14 protein-coding genes are annotated in these 16,121 nt (G+C 68.8%); 7 read left to right on the top strand and 7 right to left on the bottom strand.

Annotated elements, in window-relative coordinates:
* Window positions 1-171: 171 nt before the first annotated feature.
* Complete coding sequence (locus tag PIB44_RS03010; RefSeq protein ID WP_278070367.1) at window positions 172-2,265, bottom strand: S46 family peptidase; 2,094 nt, start codon at window positions 2,263-2,265, stop codon at window positions 172-174.
* A gap of 185 nt (window positions 2,266-2,450) precedes the next feature.
* Here PIB44_RS03010 and PIB44_RS03005 point away from each other — a divergent pair, with 185 nt between their 5' ends.
* From PIB44_RS03005 to PIB44_RS02995, 3 genes are read left to right on the top strand one after another with little or no spacing between them, the layout of a single operon-like run.
* The gene (locus tag PIB44_RS03005; RefSeq protein ID WP_134582289.1) at window positions 2,451-3,623 is read left to right on the top strand and encodes an ABC transporter permease; all 1,173 of its coding nucleotides are present in this window, start codon (window positions 2,451-2,453) and stop codon (window positions 3,621-3,623) included.
* Entirely contained in the window at window positions 3,620-4,375 is a 756-nt protein-coding gene (locus PIB44_RS03000) for an ABC transporter ATP-binding protein (protein ID WP_191744078.1), read from the top strand. Before PIB44_RS03005 ends, PIB44_RS03000 begins: the two co-directional genes overlap by 4 nt.
* A 23-nt stretch (window positions 4,376-4,398) precedes the next feature.
* Window positions 4,399-5,415, top strand: a complete 1,017-nt coding sequence (locus tag PIB44_RS02995; RefSeq protein ID WP_134582287.1) for an HlyD family secretion protein — start codon at window positions 4,399-4,401, stop codon at window positions 5,413-5,415.
* A 195-nt stretch (window positions 5,416-5,610) separates the two neighbouring features.
* Here PIB44_RS02995 and PIB44_RS02990 read toward each other — a convergent pair whose 3' ends face one another.
* Window positions 5,611-6,408, bottom strand: coding sequence for a crotonase/enoyl-CoA hydratase family protein (locus tag PIB44_RS02990; RefSeq protein WP_278070366.1), 798 nt, complete (start codon window positions 6,406-6,408; stop codon window positions 5,611-5,613).
* 127 nt (window positions 6,409-6,535) lie between these two features.
* A complete protein-coding gene (locus PIB44_RS02985) occupies window positions 6,536-6,697 on the bottom strand; it encodes a hypothetical protein (RefSeq protein WP_167309526.1) in 162 nt (53 codons plus the stop codon).
* A gap of 166 nt (window positions 6,698-6,863) precedes the next feature.
* Between PIB44_RS02985 and PIB44_RS02980 the strand changes: the two genes are divergently transcribed.
* Both PIB44_RS02980 and PIB44_RS02975 read left to right on the top strand, forming a co-directional pair.
* Window positions 6,864-7,082 carry a DUF1289 domain-containing protein gene (locus tag PIB44_RS02980; protein WP_278070365.1) on the top strand — a complete coding sequence of 73 codons (219 nt, stop codon included), beginning with the start codon at window positions 6,864-6,866 and terminating at the stop codon, window positions 7,080-7,082.
* A gap of 88 nt (window positions 7,083-7,170) precedes the next feature.
* Entirely contained in the window at window positions 7,171-7,662 is a 492-nt protein-coding gene (locus PIB44_RS02975) for a retropepsin-like aspartic protease family protein (RefSeq protein WP_025978628.1), read from the top strand.
* Between the two features lie 22 nt (window positions 7,663-7,684).
* Here the strand turns inward: PIB44_RS02975 and PIB44_RS02970 are convergent, their stop codons facing one another.
* The gene (locus PIB44_RS02970; RefSeq protein ID WP_278070364.1) at window positions 7,685-8,524 is read right to left on the bottom strand and encodes an LD-carboxypeptidase; all 840 of its coding nucleotides are present in this window, start codon (window positions 8,522-8,524) and stop codon (window positions 7,685-7,687) included.
* Between the two features lie 76 nt (window positions 8,525-8,600).
* On the opposite strand from PIB44_RS02970, the gene PIB44_RS02965 reads away from it, so the two are divergent.
* Entirely contained in the window at window positions 8,601-9,989 is a 1,389-nt protein-coding gene (locus tag PIB44_RS02965; RefSeq protein ID WP_278070363.1) for a UDP-N-acetylmuramate--L-alanine ligase, read from the top strand.
* A gap of 118 nt (window positions 9,990-10,107) precedes the next feature.
* Window positions 10,108-11,709 carry a response regulator gene (locus PIB44_RS02960; protein ID WP_278070362.1) on the top strand — a complete coding sequence of 534 codons (1,602 nt, stop codon included), beginning with the start codon at window positions 10,108-10,110 and terminating at the stop codon, window positions 11,707-11,709.
* 13 nt (window positions 11,710-11,722) lie between these two features.
* Here the strand turns inward: PIB44_RS02960 and PIB44_RS02955 are convergent, their stop codons facing one another.
* The 3 genes from PIB44_RS02955 to PIB44_RS02945 form a co-directional block, all read right to left on the bottom strand.
* Window positions 11,723-12,400 (bottom strand): Fe2+-dependent dioxygenase, encoded by a 678-nt coding sequence (locus PIB44_RS02955; protein ID WP_278070361.1) that lies wholly within the window; start codon window positions 12,398-12,400, stop codon window positions 11,723-11,725.
* Window positions 12,401-12,482: 82 nt separating this feature from the next.
* Window positions 12,483-14,780 (bottom strand): TonB-dependent receptor, encoded by a 2,298-nt coding sequence (locus tag PIB44_RS02950; protein WP_278070360.1) that lies wholly within the window; start codon window positions 14,778-14,780, stop codon window positions 12,483-12,485.
* 112 nt (window positions 14,781-14,892) lie between these two features.
* Window positions 14,893-16,107 carry an NAD(P)/FAD-dependent oxidoreductase gene (locus PIB44_RS02945; protein WP_278070359.1) on the bottom strand — a complete coding sequence of 405 codons (1,215 nt, stop codon included), beginning with the start codon at window positions 16,105-16,107 and terminating at the stop codon, window positions 14,893-14,895.
* Window positions 16,108-16,121 lie beyond the last annotated feature (14 nt).

Genomic DNA, 16,121 nt, shown 5'->3' with positions numbered 1-16,121 from the left:
CGATGCGTCAGACGGGGGCGTAACTTTTCCTCCCTATCGCATGGCGACGGGGAGGTGGATCGGCGGCGAAGCCGACGAGACGGAGGGGCTGCTTGGTTCTGCTGTCGCAGGCCCCTCCACCACTTCGTGGTCCCCCTCCCCACGATGTGGGGAGGAGAAAGTCGCCTTTATTTAGCGACGCACGCCCAGTTCGCGCAGCAGGCGCGGCTGGTTGTAGACGTTGCGCAGGGCCTCGGTGACGGCGGCGGTCGAGACCGACACCGTGCGGTTCAGCTCGCCGTCGTAGCCGAACGAGCCGCCCAGCGAGTGGATGTTGCCGTCGAAGGCGGCGCCGATCACTTCACCCTTGGCGTTGATCACCGGCGAGCCGGAGTTGCCGCCGATGATGTCGTTGGTCGAGACGAAGTCGTAGACCACGTCCTTGTTGATCCGGTCCTTAGCGGCCAGGAAACGCTCGGACGCGTTGAACGGCTCGGCGCCGGTCGCGCGCTCATACAGGCCGCCCATGTAGGTGAAGGACGGCACGGTGACGCCGCGATAGGTCCAGCCCTTCACCTGGCCGTAGGACAGGCGCAAGGAGAAGGTGGCGTCCGGATACAGGTTGTCACCGTAGACGGCGAAGCGGGCCTGGGCGACCTTTTCGGCGGCGCGGGCGGTCGGGGCGTTGACCCCGGCGTCCCACTGGGTGCGGACGGCCTGGGCCGCGTCGTCATTGGCCAGGACGAAGGCGATCATCGGATCGCCCGAGGCGGCCAGCTGCTCCGGCGTCATGGCCAGGGCCTCGGCGCGGAAGGCCGGGTCGATCAGGCGGCTCTGCACCAGACGGGCGGCGATGGTTTCGGGGCTTTCAGCGCCCAGCATGGCCTTCACATCGGCGCTGTCGACCGTCAGGTATTCGCGGGTCTTCAGCATCCAGTGCGACAGCTGGATCTCCTCGACGCCGACCGGGATCGGGGCGTCCGAGGCCAGGCGGCGGCCCAGGGCGGCGATGTCGCTGTCGGCGTAGCCGGCGCGGCGTTCGGCGACGGGCTTGGCGCGCTCCTTAGACGCGCGGACGATGGCGCGGGCGTAGGAATACAGGGTCGAGCCGCCGCCCGCATTCGCCTCAAGCTGGCGATAGGGCAGATAGAGGTCGCGGGCCTTCGCCTGCACCTTCTCTAGATCGCCCCAGGGGTCGCCGATGCGCTCGGCCACGGCCGGGTCGGCGGCGACGCGCTGGCGCAGCTCGGCCTCTTCCTGGCGCTTCTTGGCCATGAAGGCGGGGTCCGTCAGGGCGCCCTGTTGGCCGTAGTAGACCTTGAAGCTGTTCTCCAGACCGAAGATGGGGTCCAGCGCGACGCGCTTTTCTTCCTCGCCCAGGGTCGAATACTCGACCAGACGGCCGCGCAGTTCGGCGCTCTGGATCAGGGTGATGGGGATCTGCTGGTCGCGCAGGCGCTCCAGCTGGCTCATGGTCAGCAGGCGCGAGGTCGAGCCGGGGTTGCCGGCCACGAAGGTCGGCTCGCCGTCGGTCGGGGCGTTGGGGTTCCACTTCAGGTGGTTGGGCGAGGCGACCGGCTTGCCGTCCTCATAGGCGCGCAGGAAGGCGGCATCGAGGGCGTAGCGCGGGAAGTTGAAGTTGTCCGGGTCGCCGCCGAAGAAGGCCGCCTGGAACTCCGGCGCGAAGGCCAGACGCACGTCCTCATACTTGCGGAACTTGTACAGGGCGTATTTGCCGCCGCGATAGAAGCTGATGACCTGACACGTCAGCTTGCGGTCGTCGCCGCAGGCTTCTTTCTGGATCCTGTCGATCTCGGCCGAGCGGGCGGCGACGAAGGCGGCGCCTTCCAGGCCCGAGCCGGCGCCCAGGACGCGGTCGGTGACGTCGGTGATGTCGGTCAGGACCTCGGCCGTCTGGCCGGGGCAGGTCTTCTCTTCCTCGCGCGTGGCGGGCATCCAGCCGTTCTTGACGTAGTCGTTCTGGGCCGTCGACAGGTCCTGGACGCACGAGATGACGCAGTGGTGGTTGGTCAGGATCAGGCCTTCGCCCGAGACGAAGGAGGCCGAGCAGCCCTGCAGGCGCACGGCGGCGTTGCGGACGCGGTACAGCCAGGCCTGATCGATGCGCGTGCCGTACTTCTCATTGACCGTCTGGATCGGGAAGGTGTCGAAGGTCCACATCCCCTCGTCGGCGCGCGCGGCCGAGGCGGGAGCGTTGACCACCACGGCGGCCATGCCGAGGGCGGCCAGCGAGGCGGTGAAGGAAAGGGTGCGGCGAACCGACATAGGCGTCTCCGAGAGGCGGGACACCACGCCCACGCCTTGCTGTTGAAGTCGTCACTAAACCCGCGAGGGGCGCCCCCTCAAGCCCCGTAACAAATCCGGCCGAGCCAGCCTTACCCCGATTTAACTTGGCCAAGCGCGGCCAGAGCGTCAGATAACAGTGCAAGTCAGGGGAATGAATACGCGTCATGTCGCTCGCGCTATCCACGCTGCTCTTTGAGTGGCGCCGCTATATGGCCGCCGTCATGGCGCTCGCCCTGTCGGGGCTGCTGGTGCTGGCCATGACCGGGGTCTTCATCGGCATCGGCAAGGGATTCACCGCCGCCATCGAGCGCTCCAGCGCCGACATCTTCATCATGCAGCCCGGAGCCAAGGCCCTGTTCAGCGGGCCGATGGGCATGCCGCGACGCTTTGTCCCGCTGGCCTACAACCACCCCGAGGTGGTCGAGGTGAAGACGCTCGACATGTCGGGCGGCAATTTCCAGAACATCAAGAACGTCGACCCGACTGCCACGGCCGCCGATCGCGCCAAGCAGGGCGCGCCGCGCCAGAAGAGCGTCCTAGTCAACATCATCGACACCGCGCCCGGCTCGGTCACCATCCCGCGCGACTATTCGGACGAACTGGTCGAGGCCCTGCGCCAGCCCTTCACCGTGGCGGTGGACGAGACGGCCCTGACGCCGCTGGGCGTCAAGCTGGGCGACAAGGCCCTGTTCAACGGCCAGACCGTGACCGTGGTGGGCGTGCTGCGCGGCTATCCCAACATGATGCAGCCGACGATCGTCATGTCGCGCGACAGCTTGCGGATGTTGGGCCAGGCCTTCGAGGGGCCGCGCGTCGGCCCGCTGATGCTCAAGATCAAGGACCCGGCCCGCGCCGAGGTCGTGGTGGCCCAGCTGAACGCCATGGGCAACGGCCAGTGGAAGGCCTGGACCCGCCAGCAACTGGCCGACGCCAACGCCGGCGCCATGTTCGAGGAAGGCATCCTGGTCATCATCATCGGCGGCTGCGTGGTGCTGGGCATCATCATCGGCGTGGCCATCACCTGGCAGACCCTGCGCGGGGCGATCATGGCCAACATCAAGGAGTTCGCCTCTCTGCGCGCCCTGGGCGTCGGCATGGGCAGCTTGCGCCGCATCGTCATGGAGCTGAGCTTCTGGGTCGGCATGGTGGGGGTCGGCGCGGCCATCCTGCTGACCTGGCTGCTGTCCCTGCTGGCCCTGTCCAACGCCGTCATCATCGCCCTGCCGCCCATGCTGCTGATCGTGGTCGGCGGCGGCCTGATCGCCATCTCCATGCTGTCGGGCTTCCTGTCGATGGGCATCCTGAAGAAGAGCCAACCTGCGGACCTGCTGCGATGAACAAACATACGAAAGTTCAAGGCAGGCACGGCGAGTTCGCCCTGGAAGCCAAGGGACTGGTCAAGCGCTTCAAGTCCGGCCGGTCCTATGTCGAGGTGCTGAAGGGCGTGGATTTCGACGCCCGCCACGGCGACCTGACCATGGTCATGGGCCCGTCGGGCTCGGGCAAGTCGACGCTGATCGCCGCCCTGTCCGGCCTGCTGCGGCCCGAGGAAGGGCGCGTCGACGCCCTGGACGTGGACGACCTGTGGAAGCTATCGGGCGGCAAGATCGACAAGTTCCGGCTGGATCACTGCGGCTTCATCTTCCAGGGCTTCAACCTGTTCCCGGCGCTCAGCGCCCTGCAGCAGGTGACGACGGTGCTGAAGTATCAGGGCCTGTCGCCGGAGAAGGCCAAGAAGCGCGCCGCCCTGGCGCTGGAAGAGGTCGGTCTGGGCCATCGCCTGCACCAGCGCCCGGCCGCCCTGTCCGGCGGCGAGAAGCAGCGCGTCGCCATCGCCCGCGCCCTGGCCAAGGACCCGCAGATCCTGTTCGCCGATGAGCCGACCTCGGCGCTGGACGGCGAGAACGGCCAGGTCGTCATCAGACTGCTGCGCCGGGCGGCCACCGAACACGGCGCGGCCGTCATCTGCGTGACCCACGACCCGCGCCTGGAAGCCTGGGCCGACCGGGTGATCCACATCGAAGACGGCGTGATCATCGACGATCAGCGCCGCACCCCCAATCCCGAAGCCATCCTGGCGTCGCACTGACCCCGATCCCCTTGAGGACCCCCATGCCCGCATTCCTGAAAAACAAATGGCTCTGGATCGGCCTGGCGCTGGTGATCGCCATCGTCATCGGCCTGAGCCTGATGCAGAAGGCCGGCGCCGCCAAGAAGGCTGAACTGGCGCAGGCCGCCGACAAGAAGGTCGAAAGCCCCTACTCGGCCATCGCCAACGGCAAGATCGACATCGAGGGCGGCATCATCCAGATCGCGGCGCGTCGCGGCGGCGTGGTGCGAGACGTCCTGGTGCAGGAAGGCGACCTGGTGAAGGCCGGTCAGATCCTGGCCCGTCAGGAGGACGACGAGCCGCGCCTGTCGCTGCAGACGGCGGCGGCCGATCTGGCCCAGGCCGAAAGCCAGCTGCGCATGATCAACGTCGACATCGCCACCGCCCAGCGCGAGCACGACCGGCTGCAGAAACTGGTCGCCACCAACTTCGTCGCCGCTCAGCGCATGGATCAGGCCCGCGACGCCATCGCCCAGGCCCAGGCCCGCCTCGCCTCGCAGCAGGCCGCCGTGCAGACCGCCCGCGCCCGCCGCGATCAGGCCGCCTATAACGTCGAGCTGACAGTGATCCGCTCGCCCGCCGACGGCCGCATCGTGCGCCGCTACGCCAACCCCGGCGCCGGCGCCTCGACCCTGAACGTGTCGAACATGTTCGACCTGGAGCCCGCCGCCCCGCGCATCGCCCGCGCCGAGATCGTCGAGGCCGACATCCCCAACGTCAGCGTCGATCAGGCCGTCGAGATCACCCCCGAGGGCGATCCGACCAAGGTCTATGTCGGCAAGGTGCTGCGCCGCGCCGCCGTCTTCGGCGCCCGCAAGCTGGCCTCGGACGACCCGTCGCAACGCACCGACGAGCGCGTGGTCGAGGTGGTGGTCGCCGTCGACGAGGCCCCGCTGCTGATCGGCCAGCGCGTGCTGGTCAAGTTCATGAAGCCGGGCGAAACGGCGGGCGCCAAGCGCGACAACGCCTCGACCGGCGTGCCCGCCACGCGCGCCATGAAGGCCCCCGCCCGGGCGTAACATCGGGTCGGGATGAAAACGGAAAAGGGGCCTCGCGAGGGGCCCCTTTTTTGTTGGCGTATACTCTCCCGCTCATCCCGGCGGACGCCGGGATCCAGTCCTTTGGCCTCAAGCGCAATGACAAGGACCGCAGACCTTGTGCACGCGGCTCTCACTGGGCCCCGGCGTCCGCCGGGATGAGCGGAAGAGAGGAACTCAGTTCCCCGTAAATTCCCCTGCCCGCTTCTCCAGCACCGCGCTCACGCCTTCGATGTGGTCGTCGGTCAGGTGGGCCAGGGCCTGCATGGCGGCGGACAGCTCCAGCATCTGGTCGAAGTTCATGTCGCGGCCCTGACGCAGCAGGCTCTTGGCCATGCGCAGGGCCTGGGGCGGCTGGGCGGCGATCTGGTCCGCCGTCTGCATCGCCTCGTCCATCAGCGTCTCATGGGCGACGACGCGGTTGACCAGGCCCCACTGCTCGGCCGTCGCTGCGTCGATCGAGCGGGCGGTGAACAGCAGTTCGGCGGCGCGGGCGTAGCCGATGTTCCGAGGCAGCAGCCATGAGCCGCCGTCGCCGGGGATGATGCCCAGCTTCATGAAGGGCACGCCGAAGCTGGCGCGTTCGGAGGCGATGCGGATGTCGCCCAGACCGGCGATGTCGCAACCCAGCCCCATGGCCGGACCGTTGACGGCGCTGATCAGCGGGACCTCCAGCCCATAGAGGGCGCGCACGATGCGGTGGACGACGCGGCGATAGCGTTCGCGGATGGCGACGCCGGAGCCCTCGAACAGGTCGCGGCGGTCCTTCATAGCCTTCAGATCGCCGCCCGCCGAGAAGGCGCGTCCGGCCCCGGTCATCACCACGCAGCGGATCGAGGGGTCGGCGTTAACGGCGTCGCAGGCGGCGGCGAAGGCCTCGCCGTCTTCCAGGTCCGGCAGGGCGTTCAGCCGGTCGGGCCGGTCCAGCGTCCAGACCATGACCGCGCCTTTGCGCTCTTCGACGATCAGACTCATGGCGGGCTTCCTCCTTGCCGGTGAAGCCGTCGGTTTCGGCCAGGGCGCGCGGCGATGGCAAGGGCGGAATTGAAAAACCCCGGTCGTTCTGACCGGGGCTTCTGGCTGGATCTTCCAGTCTTCGCGACTACGCGCGCGGCCGTTTGATCGTTATGGGTACGAAGTTGGACGGGTGGCTGACCACGCGGTCGCCGGCGCCGTTCATCTGCTTCGTGTTCACCAGCATCCCGCCGAATAGGGCGAAGGACATCATGGCGTGCTGGAGATTACGCTCTTTGTTTTCGTTCATTTTTGGCGTCTCCTTTCGTTGAACGATGAAAGAAGACACGTCGTGCTTTTCGGGACTCTCACCCTGTCAGTCGTTTCGCGTCGAGGATGACTATAGCCGCCTGGCGCGAAAAGTCAAGAAATTATAGTCCGTTCTCGGACTCATTGTTGCGATACCGTCACGAACCATGTCCCACGCCTCCGCCCCCTCCCCGCCCCGCGCCATCGCCAGCCCCTGCGTCATGGTCTGCACCGTCGACGGCGCCTCGGGCCTGTGCCTGGGCTGTCTGCGCACGCTGCAGGAGATCGCGACCTGGAGCCGGATGACCGACGAGGGCCGCGCCGACGTCATGGCCGACCTGCCGGGCCGCAAGAGCCGGATCGACCCCAGGCTGTTGGGCGAGTGAGCCGGCGGCGATCACCGGTCCGGCGTCAACCTTTCGTTCGCCACGTCGCTTCACCGCATGGGAAGACCCCGGCGGCATAGTCGCTTTCATGATCCGCTTTGACCCGCGCTCTGCTGTCGTTTTCGCCGCCGCCCTGGCGTCGGCCTGCGCCTGCGCCGGCGCCCTGATGTGGTGGGAAGGGCCGGCCAAGGCCTACGCCGCCGTGGCGCTGAAGGAGGCGCCGTCGGTGACGCGCGCGGCCGATGGTCACTACTGGGCCGAGGCGACCGTCGAAGGGCGGCCGATGCGGATGCTGGTCGACACCGGCGCCAGCGCGGTGACGCTGAGCCGCGCCGACGCCGAACGGCTGGGCGTGCGGCTGAAACCGCATGACTTCAACCAGACCCTGAACACCGCCTCGGGCCAGACGCCCGCCGCGCGGGTGCTGCTGACGTCCGTGTCGGTGGCGGGGGTCGAGCTGACCTCGGTCGAGGCCCTGGTGATCGACCGCGACATGCCCGCCGCCCTGCTGGGAATGAGCTTCCTGGGCCGGCTGTCGGCCTTTGAGGCGCGGCCGGACGGGCTGATCCTGAAGGGCTGAATCCTGAAAGGCAGCTTGGGCCTCAGCCGCGCGGGCCGAACGGCACGACCTTGTTGTCCCGGTCATGGCCGATGTCGGCCGAGCCCAGATAGGGGATGCCGGAGCGCACGCACCAGTGGCGCACGATCTCTTCGGCAGTCAGGCCGAACTCGGGATCATTGGCCGTCACGTCCGACACCCGGCCCAGACGGATGCCGGCGATGCGGCGGATCGAGGCCTGGCCGGTCAGATGGAACATCATCCGATCGACGCGGTAAAGCGCCTCGGACACCTCTTCCAGCATGACGACGTGGCCGGTCAGGTCCGGCTCGATCGCCGTGCCGACCAGTTCGTTGAGGATGGTCAGGTTGAAGCCGACGGCGGGCCGCGGGTCGCTCCGCAGGGACGGCTCCAGCGAGGCCGGGTCGCCGTACCTGAGCCAGTTCACGGCGCGCAGGCCCGTGGCGTCATGGCGCGATCCGTCCGAGGCCATCGGCCCGTGCGCCACATGGGGAAAGCCCGCGCGATACAGCGCCGCCAGCAGGCTGCCCGCGTCCGAATAGCCGAGATAGCGCTTGGCCCAGGCGCGGGCGGTCAGCTCGGGGATCACCGCCTCGGCGATGCGGCAGGCGCCGTAACCGCCGCGCGCGAACCAGACGGCGTCGATGTCGGGGTCGTTGGCCGTCTCGACCAAGGCGCGGGCCCGGGTGGCGTCGTCGCCGCCGAAATGACCGTGGACGTCATAGAGGGCCGGGTGCAGCACCAGTTCGACCGCCCCGTCCGGCCACTGCGCCGCCGCCCAGGCCCGGATCGCCTCGCCCCGCGCCAGTTCGAGACGGGAGCTGGCGTTGACGACGCCGATTCGGAACGGTCTGGTCTGCATGGACGGGATGGCCTTGAGCGTCTTGCGTGCTAGTCAGGCCGGACCTTCCCCGGTTTCCCGCATTGAAATCAAGCCGATGAACAAAGACTACTTCTTCTGCGGCGTCGGCGGCTCCGGCATGATGCCGCTGGCCATGATCGTTCAGGCGCAGGGCGGCCGCATCTCAGGCTCCGACCGGGCGCTGGATCAGGGACGCACGCCCGAGAAGTTCGACTGGCTGCGCGCCCACGGCGTCGCCCTTCACCCACAGGACGGATCGGGCGTGATCAGCAAGGATCAGGTGGTCGTCGCCACCGGGGCGGTCGAGGACACCGTGCCCGACATCGGCGCGGCCAGGCGGGTCGGCGCCGTCATCAAGACCCGGCCCCAACTGCTCAGCGAACTGTTCAACGCAGCCCCGACCTCGATCGGCGTGGCGGGCACCAGCGGCAAGTCGACCATTACCGGCATGATCGCCTGGATCCTGGATCAGGCCGGGCGCGCGCCCACCGTGGTCAACGGGGCGGTGATGAAAAACTTCGCCACGCCCGACCAGCCGTTCGCCAGCGCCCTGGTCGGCGGTCCCGATCTGTTCGCGGCCGAGGTGGACGAGAGCGACGGCTCCATCGCCCGCTATGACCCCACGGTCGCCGTGGTCTCCAACATCTCGCTGGACCACAAGTCGATGGAGGAGTTGCGTGAGCTATTCGGCGGCTTCGTCGGCCGGGCGCCAACGGCGGTGCTGAACCTGGACAATCCCGAGACGGCGGCGCTGGCGCAGACGCTGGCGCCCGGCAAGGCGATCACCTTTGCGCTGGGCGAGGAAGAGGCCGAGCTGTCGGCGCACGACCTTCAGCCCCTGCCGACCGGCATGGCGTTTGAGCTGCGGGTGCGCGGCGAGGCGGCGCGAGCGGTGACGCTGACCGTGCCGGGCGCGCACAATGTCGCCAATGCTCTGGCGGCGCTGGGCGCGGTTCGGGCGCTGGGCGTCGGCCTGGATCAGGCGGTCGCGGCGCTGGAGACCTTCAGCGGCATCCGGCGGCGGCTGGAGGTGGTCGGAACGCAGGGCGGCGTCACCGTGATCGACGACTTCGCGCACAACCCGGACAAGATCGCCGCGACGCTGAAGACCCTGCACGCCTTTGACGGGCGGCTGCTGATCCTGTTCCAGCCGCACGGCTTCGGCCCGCTGAAGCTGATGAAGCAGGAGTTCATCGAGGGCTTCGCCGGGCTGATGCGGCATGACGACGTGCTGCTGATGCCCGAGCCGGTCTATTACGGCGGCACCACCGACCGCAGCGTCGGCAGCGAGGACATCGCGGCCGGCGTGCGCGCGGCGGGACGTCGGGCGCAGGCGCTGGCGACCCGCGCCGACTGCGGCGACCGCATCGTGGACATGGCCCGGCCCGGCGACCGGGTGGTGGTCATGGGCGCGCGCGACGACAGCCTGTCGACCTTTGCGGCCGAGCTGCTGGCGCGGATCTGACTGTCCGCCGTCGGACCACCCGTCAAATTAGCCTTGCAAAACATTCATTTCCGGCAAAGCGGCTGTTAAGCCGCCTCGCCTAACCCTGCTCCGGCAAGAAGCAGGAGACGGCTGGGAAATGGCCCGGATAGGAGATTTCGTGGACGCCTCGGCGCCGATGGCGCCCGACGCCCTGGGCGCAGAGGCTCTGGCCCGGTTCGAGGCCGAGCCGGAAACCCTGGTCATCGCCGTGGCCGACGCCGAGGGGCGCCCCGTCGGCCTGATCGAGCGCAACGCCTTCACCCTGAAGCTGGCGGCCGAGTTCGGACGCGCCCTGTATGTCCGGCGCCCGATCTCGGCGCTGATGGACGCGGCGCCGATGGTGGTGGAGGCCGACGCCTCGGCCGACCTGCTGTTCCAGTCGATGGACGCGGCCGGGCTGGGGGCGCTGTTGAAAGGCTTTATCGTCGTCTCGCGCGGCCGTTACGTCGGCGTGGGGGCGGGCCTGCACGTGCTCCAGGCCGGGGTGGCCATCCACAAACGCCGCGCCGAGGCCATGGCTGATCTGGCCCAGGACCTGGTGAGGGCCGAGGCCGAGGCCCGTGCCTCCAGCCGGGCCAAGTCCGAATTCCTGGCCGTGATGAGCCACGAGATCCGCACGCCCCTGAACGGCGTTCTGGGGGTCGCCGCCCTGATGGAGCGGCAGTTGACGCAGGACGACCTGCGGCCCCACGTCCGCACCATCCTCGATTCGGGCGCCAGCCTGCTGCGGCTGCTAACCGACGCGCTGGATATGTCGCGGGCCGAGGCGGGGATGTTGACGCTGGAGCCCGCGCCGCTGGACCTGCAGTCGGTGGCCGCAGACCTGTCGGCCCTGTGGAGCCCGCGCGCCGAGGAGAAGGCGCTGGAGCTGCAGGTCGAGGCGGAGCTGACGGCCGCGCGATGGGTCGTCGGCGATGAGATGCGGCTCAAACAGCTATTGAACAATCTGATCGGCAACGCACTGAAGTTCACCGAGGCCGGATCGGTCGCGGTGCGGCTGGCGACGGCGCTGGATGATGGACGAGTGCGGCTGTCCGCGACCGTCGACGACAGCGGCCCCGGCGTCAGCGACGAGGCGGCGCGCGCCATTTTCGAGCCCTTCAACACCGGCGAGGCGGGACGGCAGGGCGCCGGCGCCGGGCTGGGCCTGGCCATCTGCCGCCAGATCGTGGAGCGGATGTACGGCGCGCTGACCGTGGAGCGTTCGCCGCAGGGCGGGGCGCGCTTCGGCTTCGAACTGCATCTGCCGCTGGCGGAGCGCGACGCCCGCCGCGCCGAGGATCGTCAGGCGTCGCCGACGCTGCATGAGACGCTGCACGTGCTGGTGGTGGACGACCACGCCGCCAACCGCTTCGTCGCCGGCAAGGTGCTGGAGCTGTTCGGCTGCACCCATGAGACCGCCGAGAACGGGCGCCAGGCGGTCGAGCGCGCGGCCGCCGCGCCGTTCGACCTGATCCTGATGGATGTGAAGATGCCGGTGATGGACGGGGTGGCGGCGACGCGGGCGATCCGCGCCCAGCCCTGCCCCGCCGCCGCCCTGCCCATCCTGGCCCTCACCGCCAACGCCGATCCGCGCGACGAAGCGGCCTATCTGGCGGCGGGGATGGACGGGGTGGTGCAGAAGCCGATCCAGCCCGACGCCCTGCTGAACGCGATCCGGCTGGCGCTGTCGCGCGGCGAGGCGGCGAAGGCGGCCTGAGCGCGCCGAGGCGTCACACCTCCGACCAGCGGCGCAGCAGGTTGTGATAGACGCCGGTCAGTTCGATCACGGCCGCATCCTTGGGCCCCTTGTCCAGGTTCACGCGCTGAATCGCCACGTCGAGGCGGAACAGGCTTTCGCGGTCGGCGTCGTCGCGGATCAGGCTCTGCAGCCACATGAAGCTGGAGACGCGGGCGCCGCGCGTGACCGGCGTCACCCGGTGCAGGCTCTTGGACGGATACAGGACCAGGTCGCCCGCCGGCAGCTTGATCGACTGGGTGCCGTACATCTCCTCGATGATCAGTTCGCCGCCGTCATAGTCCTCGGGCTCGGAGAGGAAGAGGGTGGCCGACAGGTCGCTGCGGATGCGGTGCTCGCCCCGCTGTCGGATGGCGTTGTCGACGTGGGTGCCGAACTCGCCGCCGCCCTCATAGCGATTGAACAGGGGCGGAAAGATCGTGTGCGGCAGGGCGGCCGAGACGAACATCGGATTGGCGTTCAGCGCCTGGACCACCAGGGCCGAAACCTCGCGCGCCTGGGGGCTGTCCTCGGGCAGTTGCTGGTTCTTCTTGGCCGTCGCCGACTGATGGCCCGAGGTCATGTTGCCGTCGGCCCAGGGACCGGCGTCCAGGGTCCGGCGCAGCGCCTTCACCTCGGCCTTGGTGAAGACGTCGGGGATGTGCAGCAGCATGGCTCTCTCACCGTCTGGAGACATATCGGCCCCGCGACTTGTGAAAGCGCGGGGCCGACAGGATGGCGTGAAACGCGGCCTCTTAGTAGCGGACGTTCAGCGTCAGGATCGCCTGGCGCGCCGGGGCGACGTCGGCGTGGTGCACGCCGTTGGTGCGGATGATGTAGTCCTCATCCCCGGCGTTCTGGACGTTCAGCTGCAGCGAGGCGCGCTCGTTGATGTCGTAGGCGGCGAACAGGTCGAACCGGGTGTATTCCGGCGCATAGACGCGGTTGGCCCCGCCGCCGGCTCCGCCCTGGTTGCCGCCCCAGGATTTGGACACGTAGTAGACGCCGCCGCCCAGACTGAGCTTCGGCAGGACGCGGTAGGTGGTGAACAGGCTGGCGCTGTGCTCGGGCGTATTGGCCAGGGGATCGCCGACGTTGATGCTGTTGTAGGCGCCGCGCACCAGCTCGGAGTCCATCCAGGTGTAGCCGCCGAACACCTGCCAGTTGTCGGTGATGTTGCCCGAGACGCCCAGCTCCAGACCCTGCACCCTGGCCTCGCCCGCCTGCTCATAGCGGTCCGGCGCCACCAGAATGGCGGCGTTCTTGCGGGTCAGGTGGAACAGGGCGCCGCTGAACGCCAGACGGTCGCCGAACAGATTGGCCTTGGCGCCGATCTCGAAGCTCTCGGTCTCCTCAGGGTCGAGAACGGTGGCGACGAAGTTGGCGCTGCCGTTGGTCGTGCCCGTGTTCTGATCCCCGGCCGAGATGGTCGGCGGCGTCGAGGCCGTCGACCAGGCGGCGTAGACGCTGCTGTTCGCCGTCGGCTTATAGACCAGGCCGAGCTGATAGTTGACGAAGTCCCAGTCGCCGCGCGTGGCGGTATAGACCGGCGCCGTCACCGTGCCCGAGGCGTTCAGCCCCTCGACCGAATAGTCGTCCCAGCGCAGGCCCAGATTCACGATCAGCCGGTCGCTCAGGTGAATGGCGTCGAAGGCGTAGACGCCCACGGAATCGGTGTCGGCCCGGCTGACCAGACCGCGCGTCTTCGTGCCCGTCCACGGGTCGTTCGGATTGGGCGCATAGACGGGGGTGCAGTCCAGCCCCGTCAGCGGCGCCGGGCAGGCGGCGCCGGTCAGGGTCGTGACCGTATAGGAGGCGTTGCGGTTCTTCTCGCGCGACACCTCCACGCCGACGTCGAAGTCGTGCTTGATCGAACCGGTCAGGAAGGACCCGTGCAGGTCGGTGACGTTGGCCAGGGTCTCGGCCGGGTTCCAGCGCGACTTCAGGCCCCGCTTCATCCACCAGACGCCGTCGACCAGCTGGGCCGCGCCGCCGTCGCCGGGGTTGGTGACGACATAGTCGTTCAGCGTCTGCGAGTAGCGGGTGACGTTGCGCAGGGCCAGATTGTCGCTGAAGCGGTGCTCGACCTCCAGCGTCAGGCTGTCGACCGTATTGTTCAGATAGTCGCGCGCCTTCAGGCCGTAAAAGCTGTCGGAGGGGACGTCCAGCACGCCCGAGGCGTCCGGACGCGGCGCCGTCGCCCCGCCCAGCTTGGTGTAGAGCGGGACGCCGTAGTCAGGCAGCTGATTGCTGTCGAGGTGGTAGTAGCTGGCGGTGACGGTCGTCGGCGTGCCCAGACCCGCCGCGATCGACGCCCCGACGCCCCATTTGTCGAAATCCGCCCCGTTGCGGCCCGGCACGTCGCCTTGCGAGGCCATGAGGTTCAGGCGCATGGCGGCGGTCGGCCCGACCTGCCAGTTGGCGTCCGCCGTGCCGCGCAGATAGTCGTCCGTACCGGCCCCGACCGAGCCGTTGACGAAGTTGGTCAGGCGCGGCGCCTTGGACGACAGATTGATGCTGCCGCCGCCCGAGCCGCGTCCCGAATAGACGGAATCGGCGCCCTTGATGACCTCGACCTGCTCCAGGTTGAAGACCTCGCGCTGCTGGCCGCCGGTGTCGCGCACGCCGTCGACGAAGATGTTGTTGCCCGAGGCTTGGCCCCGGATGAACGGCCGGTCGGCCAGCGGCTGGCCGCCCTCGCCCGCGCCGAAGGTGATGCCCGGCGAGGTGCGCAGGATGTCTTGAAGCGAGGTGGCGGCCGTCTGTTCGATGATCTGCTGCGGGATCACCGTCACCGTGCGCGGGGTGTCGACCAGGGGGGCGACGAACTGCGGGTCCTTCGGCTCGCGCTTCACGCGGTGGCCGTGCACGTCCACCGTGCCCAGGTGGGTCGCGTCCTGGCTGATCACGCCGTCCGAGGGCGCAGCCTCATCGGCGACCGTCGCCATCGCGGGGGCGGCGCACAACATGCCGGCGGCGCTGGACGCGAACAGAAGCGCCTTGAGAGCGGCGGAGCGGGCGTCAGGGCGAGCGTCGGGGCGGACGTCGGACATGGGGGAGGAACCGATCTATTATTGAGACCGGCTCGCATTAGCACCTTTTCCGGGTGCGACAATCTGACTCTTGCGACTAAATCTCAATTGCGAAGCGAGTGTCACACGCAGGTCACACCTGGGGCTTGGCCACCGCCTTGATCGACACCGCCGGGTCGGCCAGCAAGGCGTCGTCGACCGGCGCCGCCTTACCAATCAGCAGCCGTCCGCCCATGAAGTCGGCGGGGGCGTTGACCGCCTCCACCGCCACGATCCGCTCCCCCGCCAGATGGAAGACGGAGAAGGCGCCGCTGGCCGGATCGCCGCGCACCAGTTGTCGGTCGGCGTCGAAGGGCACGCCGGCGATCTGCAGCTTGACGTCGAACTGGTCGGACCAGAACCAGGGCACTTCCGGCGCCGGGGCGGCGCGGCCGACGATGGCGCTGGCCGCCTGCTTGGCCTGTTCCAGGGCGTTGGGCACGCTCTCCAGCCGGTGCATGACGCCGCCGTGCACCGGGATGGGCCGCCGCGTCACGTCGCCGATAGCGTAGATGTGCGGGTCGCGCGTGCGGGCGGTCTCATCCACCACTACGCCGTTTTCGCACGTCAGTCCCGCCGTGCGCGCCAGAGCCTCGCAGGCGAAGGCGCCGACGCCGACCAGCACCGCATCCGCCGCGATCAGCGTCCCATCCGCCAGCCGCACGCCCGCATCCTCGAACCCCGCGACCTCCACGCCGGTCAGGATCTCGACGCCGTGCGTCTTGTGCAGGTCGGTGAAGAAGGCCGACAGGGGCTGAGAGGCTACGCGCGCCAGCACCCGGTCCATGCGTTCGATCACCACCGCCTCGGCGCCCAGGGCGCGAGCCGAGGCCGCCGCCTCCAGCCCGACATAGCCGCCCCCGACCACCGCCAGCTTCTTGCCCGGCGCCAGAACCGCCTTCAGCCGCTCGGCGTCCTCCAGCGTGCGCAGCTCCAGCAGGTCCGGCCGATCCGCGCCGGGGATGGCCAGCTTGCGCGCCGTCGAGCCGGTGGCCAGGATCAGCACGTCGTAAGCTTCGACCGTCCCGTCAGCGAAGGTCACGGTCTTGCCGCCCGCGTCGATGGCGGTCGCCGTGACGCCGGTGCGCAAGTCGATGTTCTGCTCAGCGTAGAAGCTCTCGGGGCGCAGCAGCAGGTCTTCCAGACCCGCCTCGTCTTTCAGCCAGGCTTTCGACAGGGGCGGTCGCTGATAGGGCGGCGCGCTCTCCTGCCCCGCCAGGACGATCTCGCCCTCGAAGCCATACTGCCTCAGCAGCGCCGCCGCCGAGCCCCCCGCGTGTCCCGCGCCGATGATCAGAACCTTGGTCATGGCGGACAGATAGA

Source organism: Brevundimonas sanguinis, assembly GCF_029636725.1.
Taxonomy (GTDB): Bacteria; Pseudomonadota; Alphaproteobacteria; order Caulobacterales; family Caulobacteraceae; genus Brevundimonas; species Brevundimonas sanguinis.
Note: the sequence above shows the minus strand (reverse complement) of the source record. Positions and strands in the feature narration are given on the sequence as shown.

What these genes read in the sequence shown, in the direction of transcription:
- PIB44_RS02950 (WP_278070360.1), bottom strand. Translation starts at nt 14,780, where the DNA reads ATGTCCGACGTCCGCCCCGACGCTCGCCCTGACGCCCGCTCCGCCGCT.
- PIB44_RS02955 (WP_278070361.1), bottom strand. Translation starts at nt 12,400, where the DNA reads ATGCTGCTGCACATCCCCGACGTCTTCACCAAGGCCGAGGTGAAGGCG.
- PIB44_RS03010 (WP_278070367.1), bottom strand. Translation starts at nt 2,265, where the DNA reads ATGTCGGTTCGCCGCACCCTTTCCTTCACCGCCTCGCTGGCCGCCCTC.
- PIB44_RS02960 (WP_278070362.1), top strand. Translation starts at nt 10,108, where the DNA reads ATGGCCCGGATAGGAGATTTCGTGGACGCCTCGGCGCCGATGGCGCCC.
- PIB44_RS03000 (WP_191744078.1), top strand. Translation starts at nt 3,620, where the DNA reads ATGAACAAACATACGAAAGTTCAAGGCAGGCACGGCGAGTTCGCCCTG.
- PIB44_RS02965 (WP_278070363.1), top strand. Translation starts at nt 8,601, where the DNA reads ATGAACAAAGACTACTTCTTCTGCGGCGTCGGCGGCTCCGGCATGATG.
- PIB44_RS02945 (WP_278070359.1), bottom strand. Translation starts at nt 16,107, where the DNA reads ATGACCAAGGTTCTGATCATCGGCGCGGGACACGCGGGGGGCTCGGCG.
- PIB44_RS02980 (WP_278070365.1), top strand. Translation starts at nt 6,864, where the DNA reads ATGTCCCACGCCTCCGCCCCCTCCCCGCCCCGCGCCATCGCCAGCCCC.
- PIB44_RS02990 (WP_278070366.1), bottom strand. Translation starts at nt 6,408, where the DNA reads ATGAGTCTGATCGTCGAAGAGCGCAAAGGCGCGGTCATGGTCTGGACG.
- PIB44_RS03005 (WP_134582289.1), top strand. Translation starts at nt 2,451, where the DNA reads ATGTCGCTCGCGCTATCCACGCTGCTCTTTGAGTGGCGCCGCTATATG.
- PIB44_RS02970 (WP_278070364.1), bottom strand. Translation starts at nt 8,524, where the DNA reads ATGCAGACCAGACCGTTCCGAATCGGCGTCGTCAACGCCAGCTCCCGT.
- PIB44_RS02995 (WP_134582287.1), top strand. Translation starts at nt 4,399, where the DNA reads ATGCCCGCATTCCTGAAAAACAAATGGCTCTGGATCGGCCTGGCGCTG.
- PIB44_RS02975 (WP_025978628.1), top strand. Translation starts at nt 7,171, where the DNA reads ATGATCCGCTTTGACCCGCGCTCTGCTGTCGTTTTCGCCGCCGCCCTG.
- PIB44_RS02985 (WP_167309526.1), bottom strand. Translation starts at nt 6,697, where the DNA reads ATGAACGAAAACAAAGAGCGTAATCTCCAGCACGCCATGATGTCCTTC.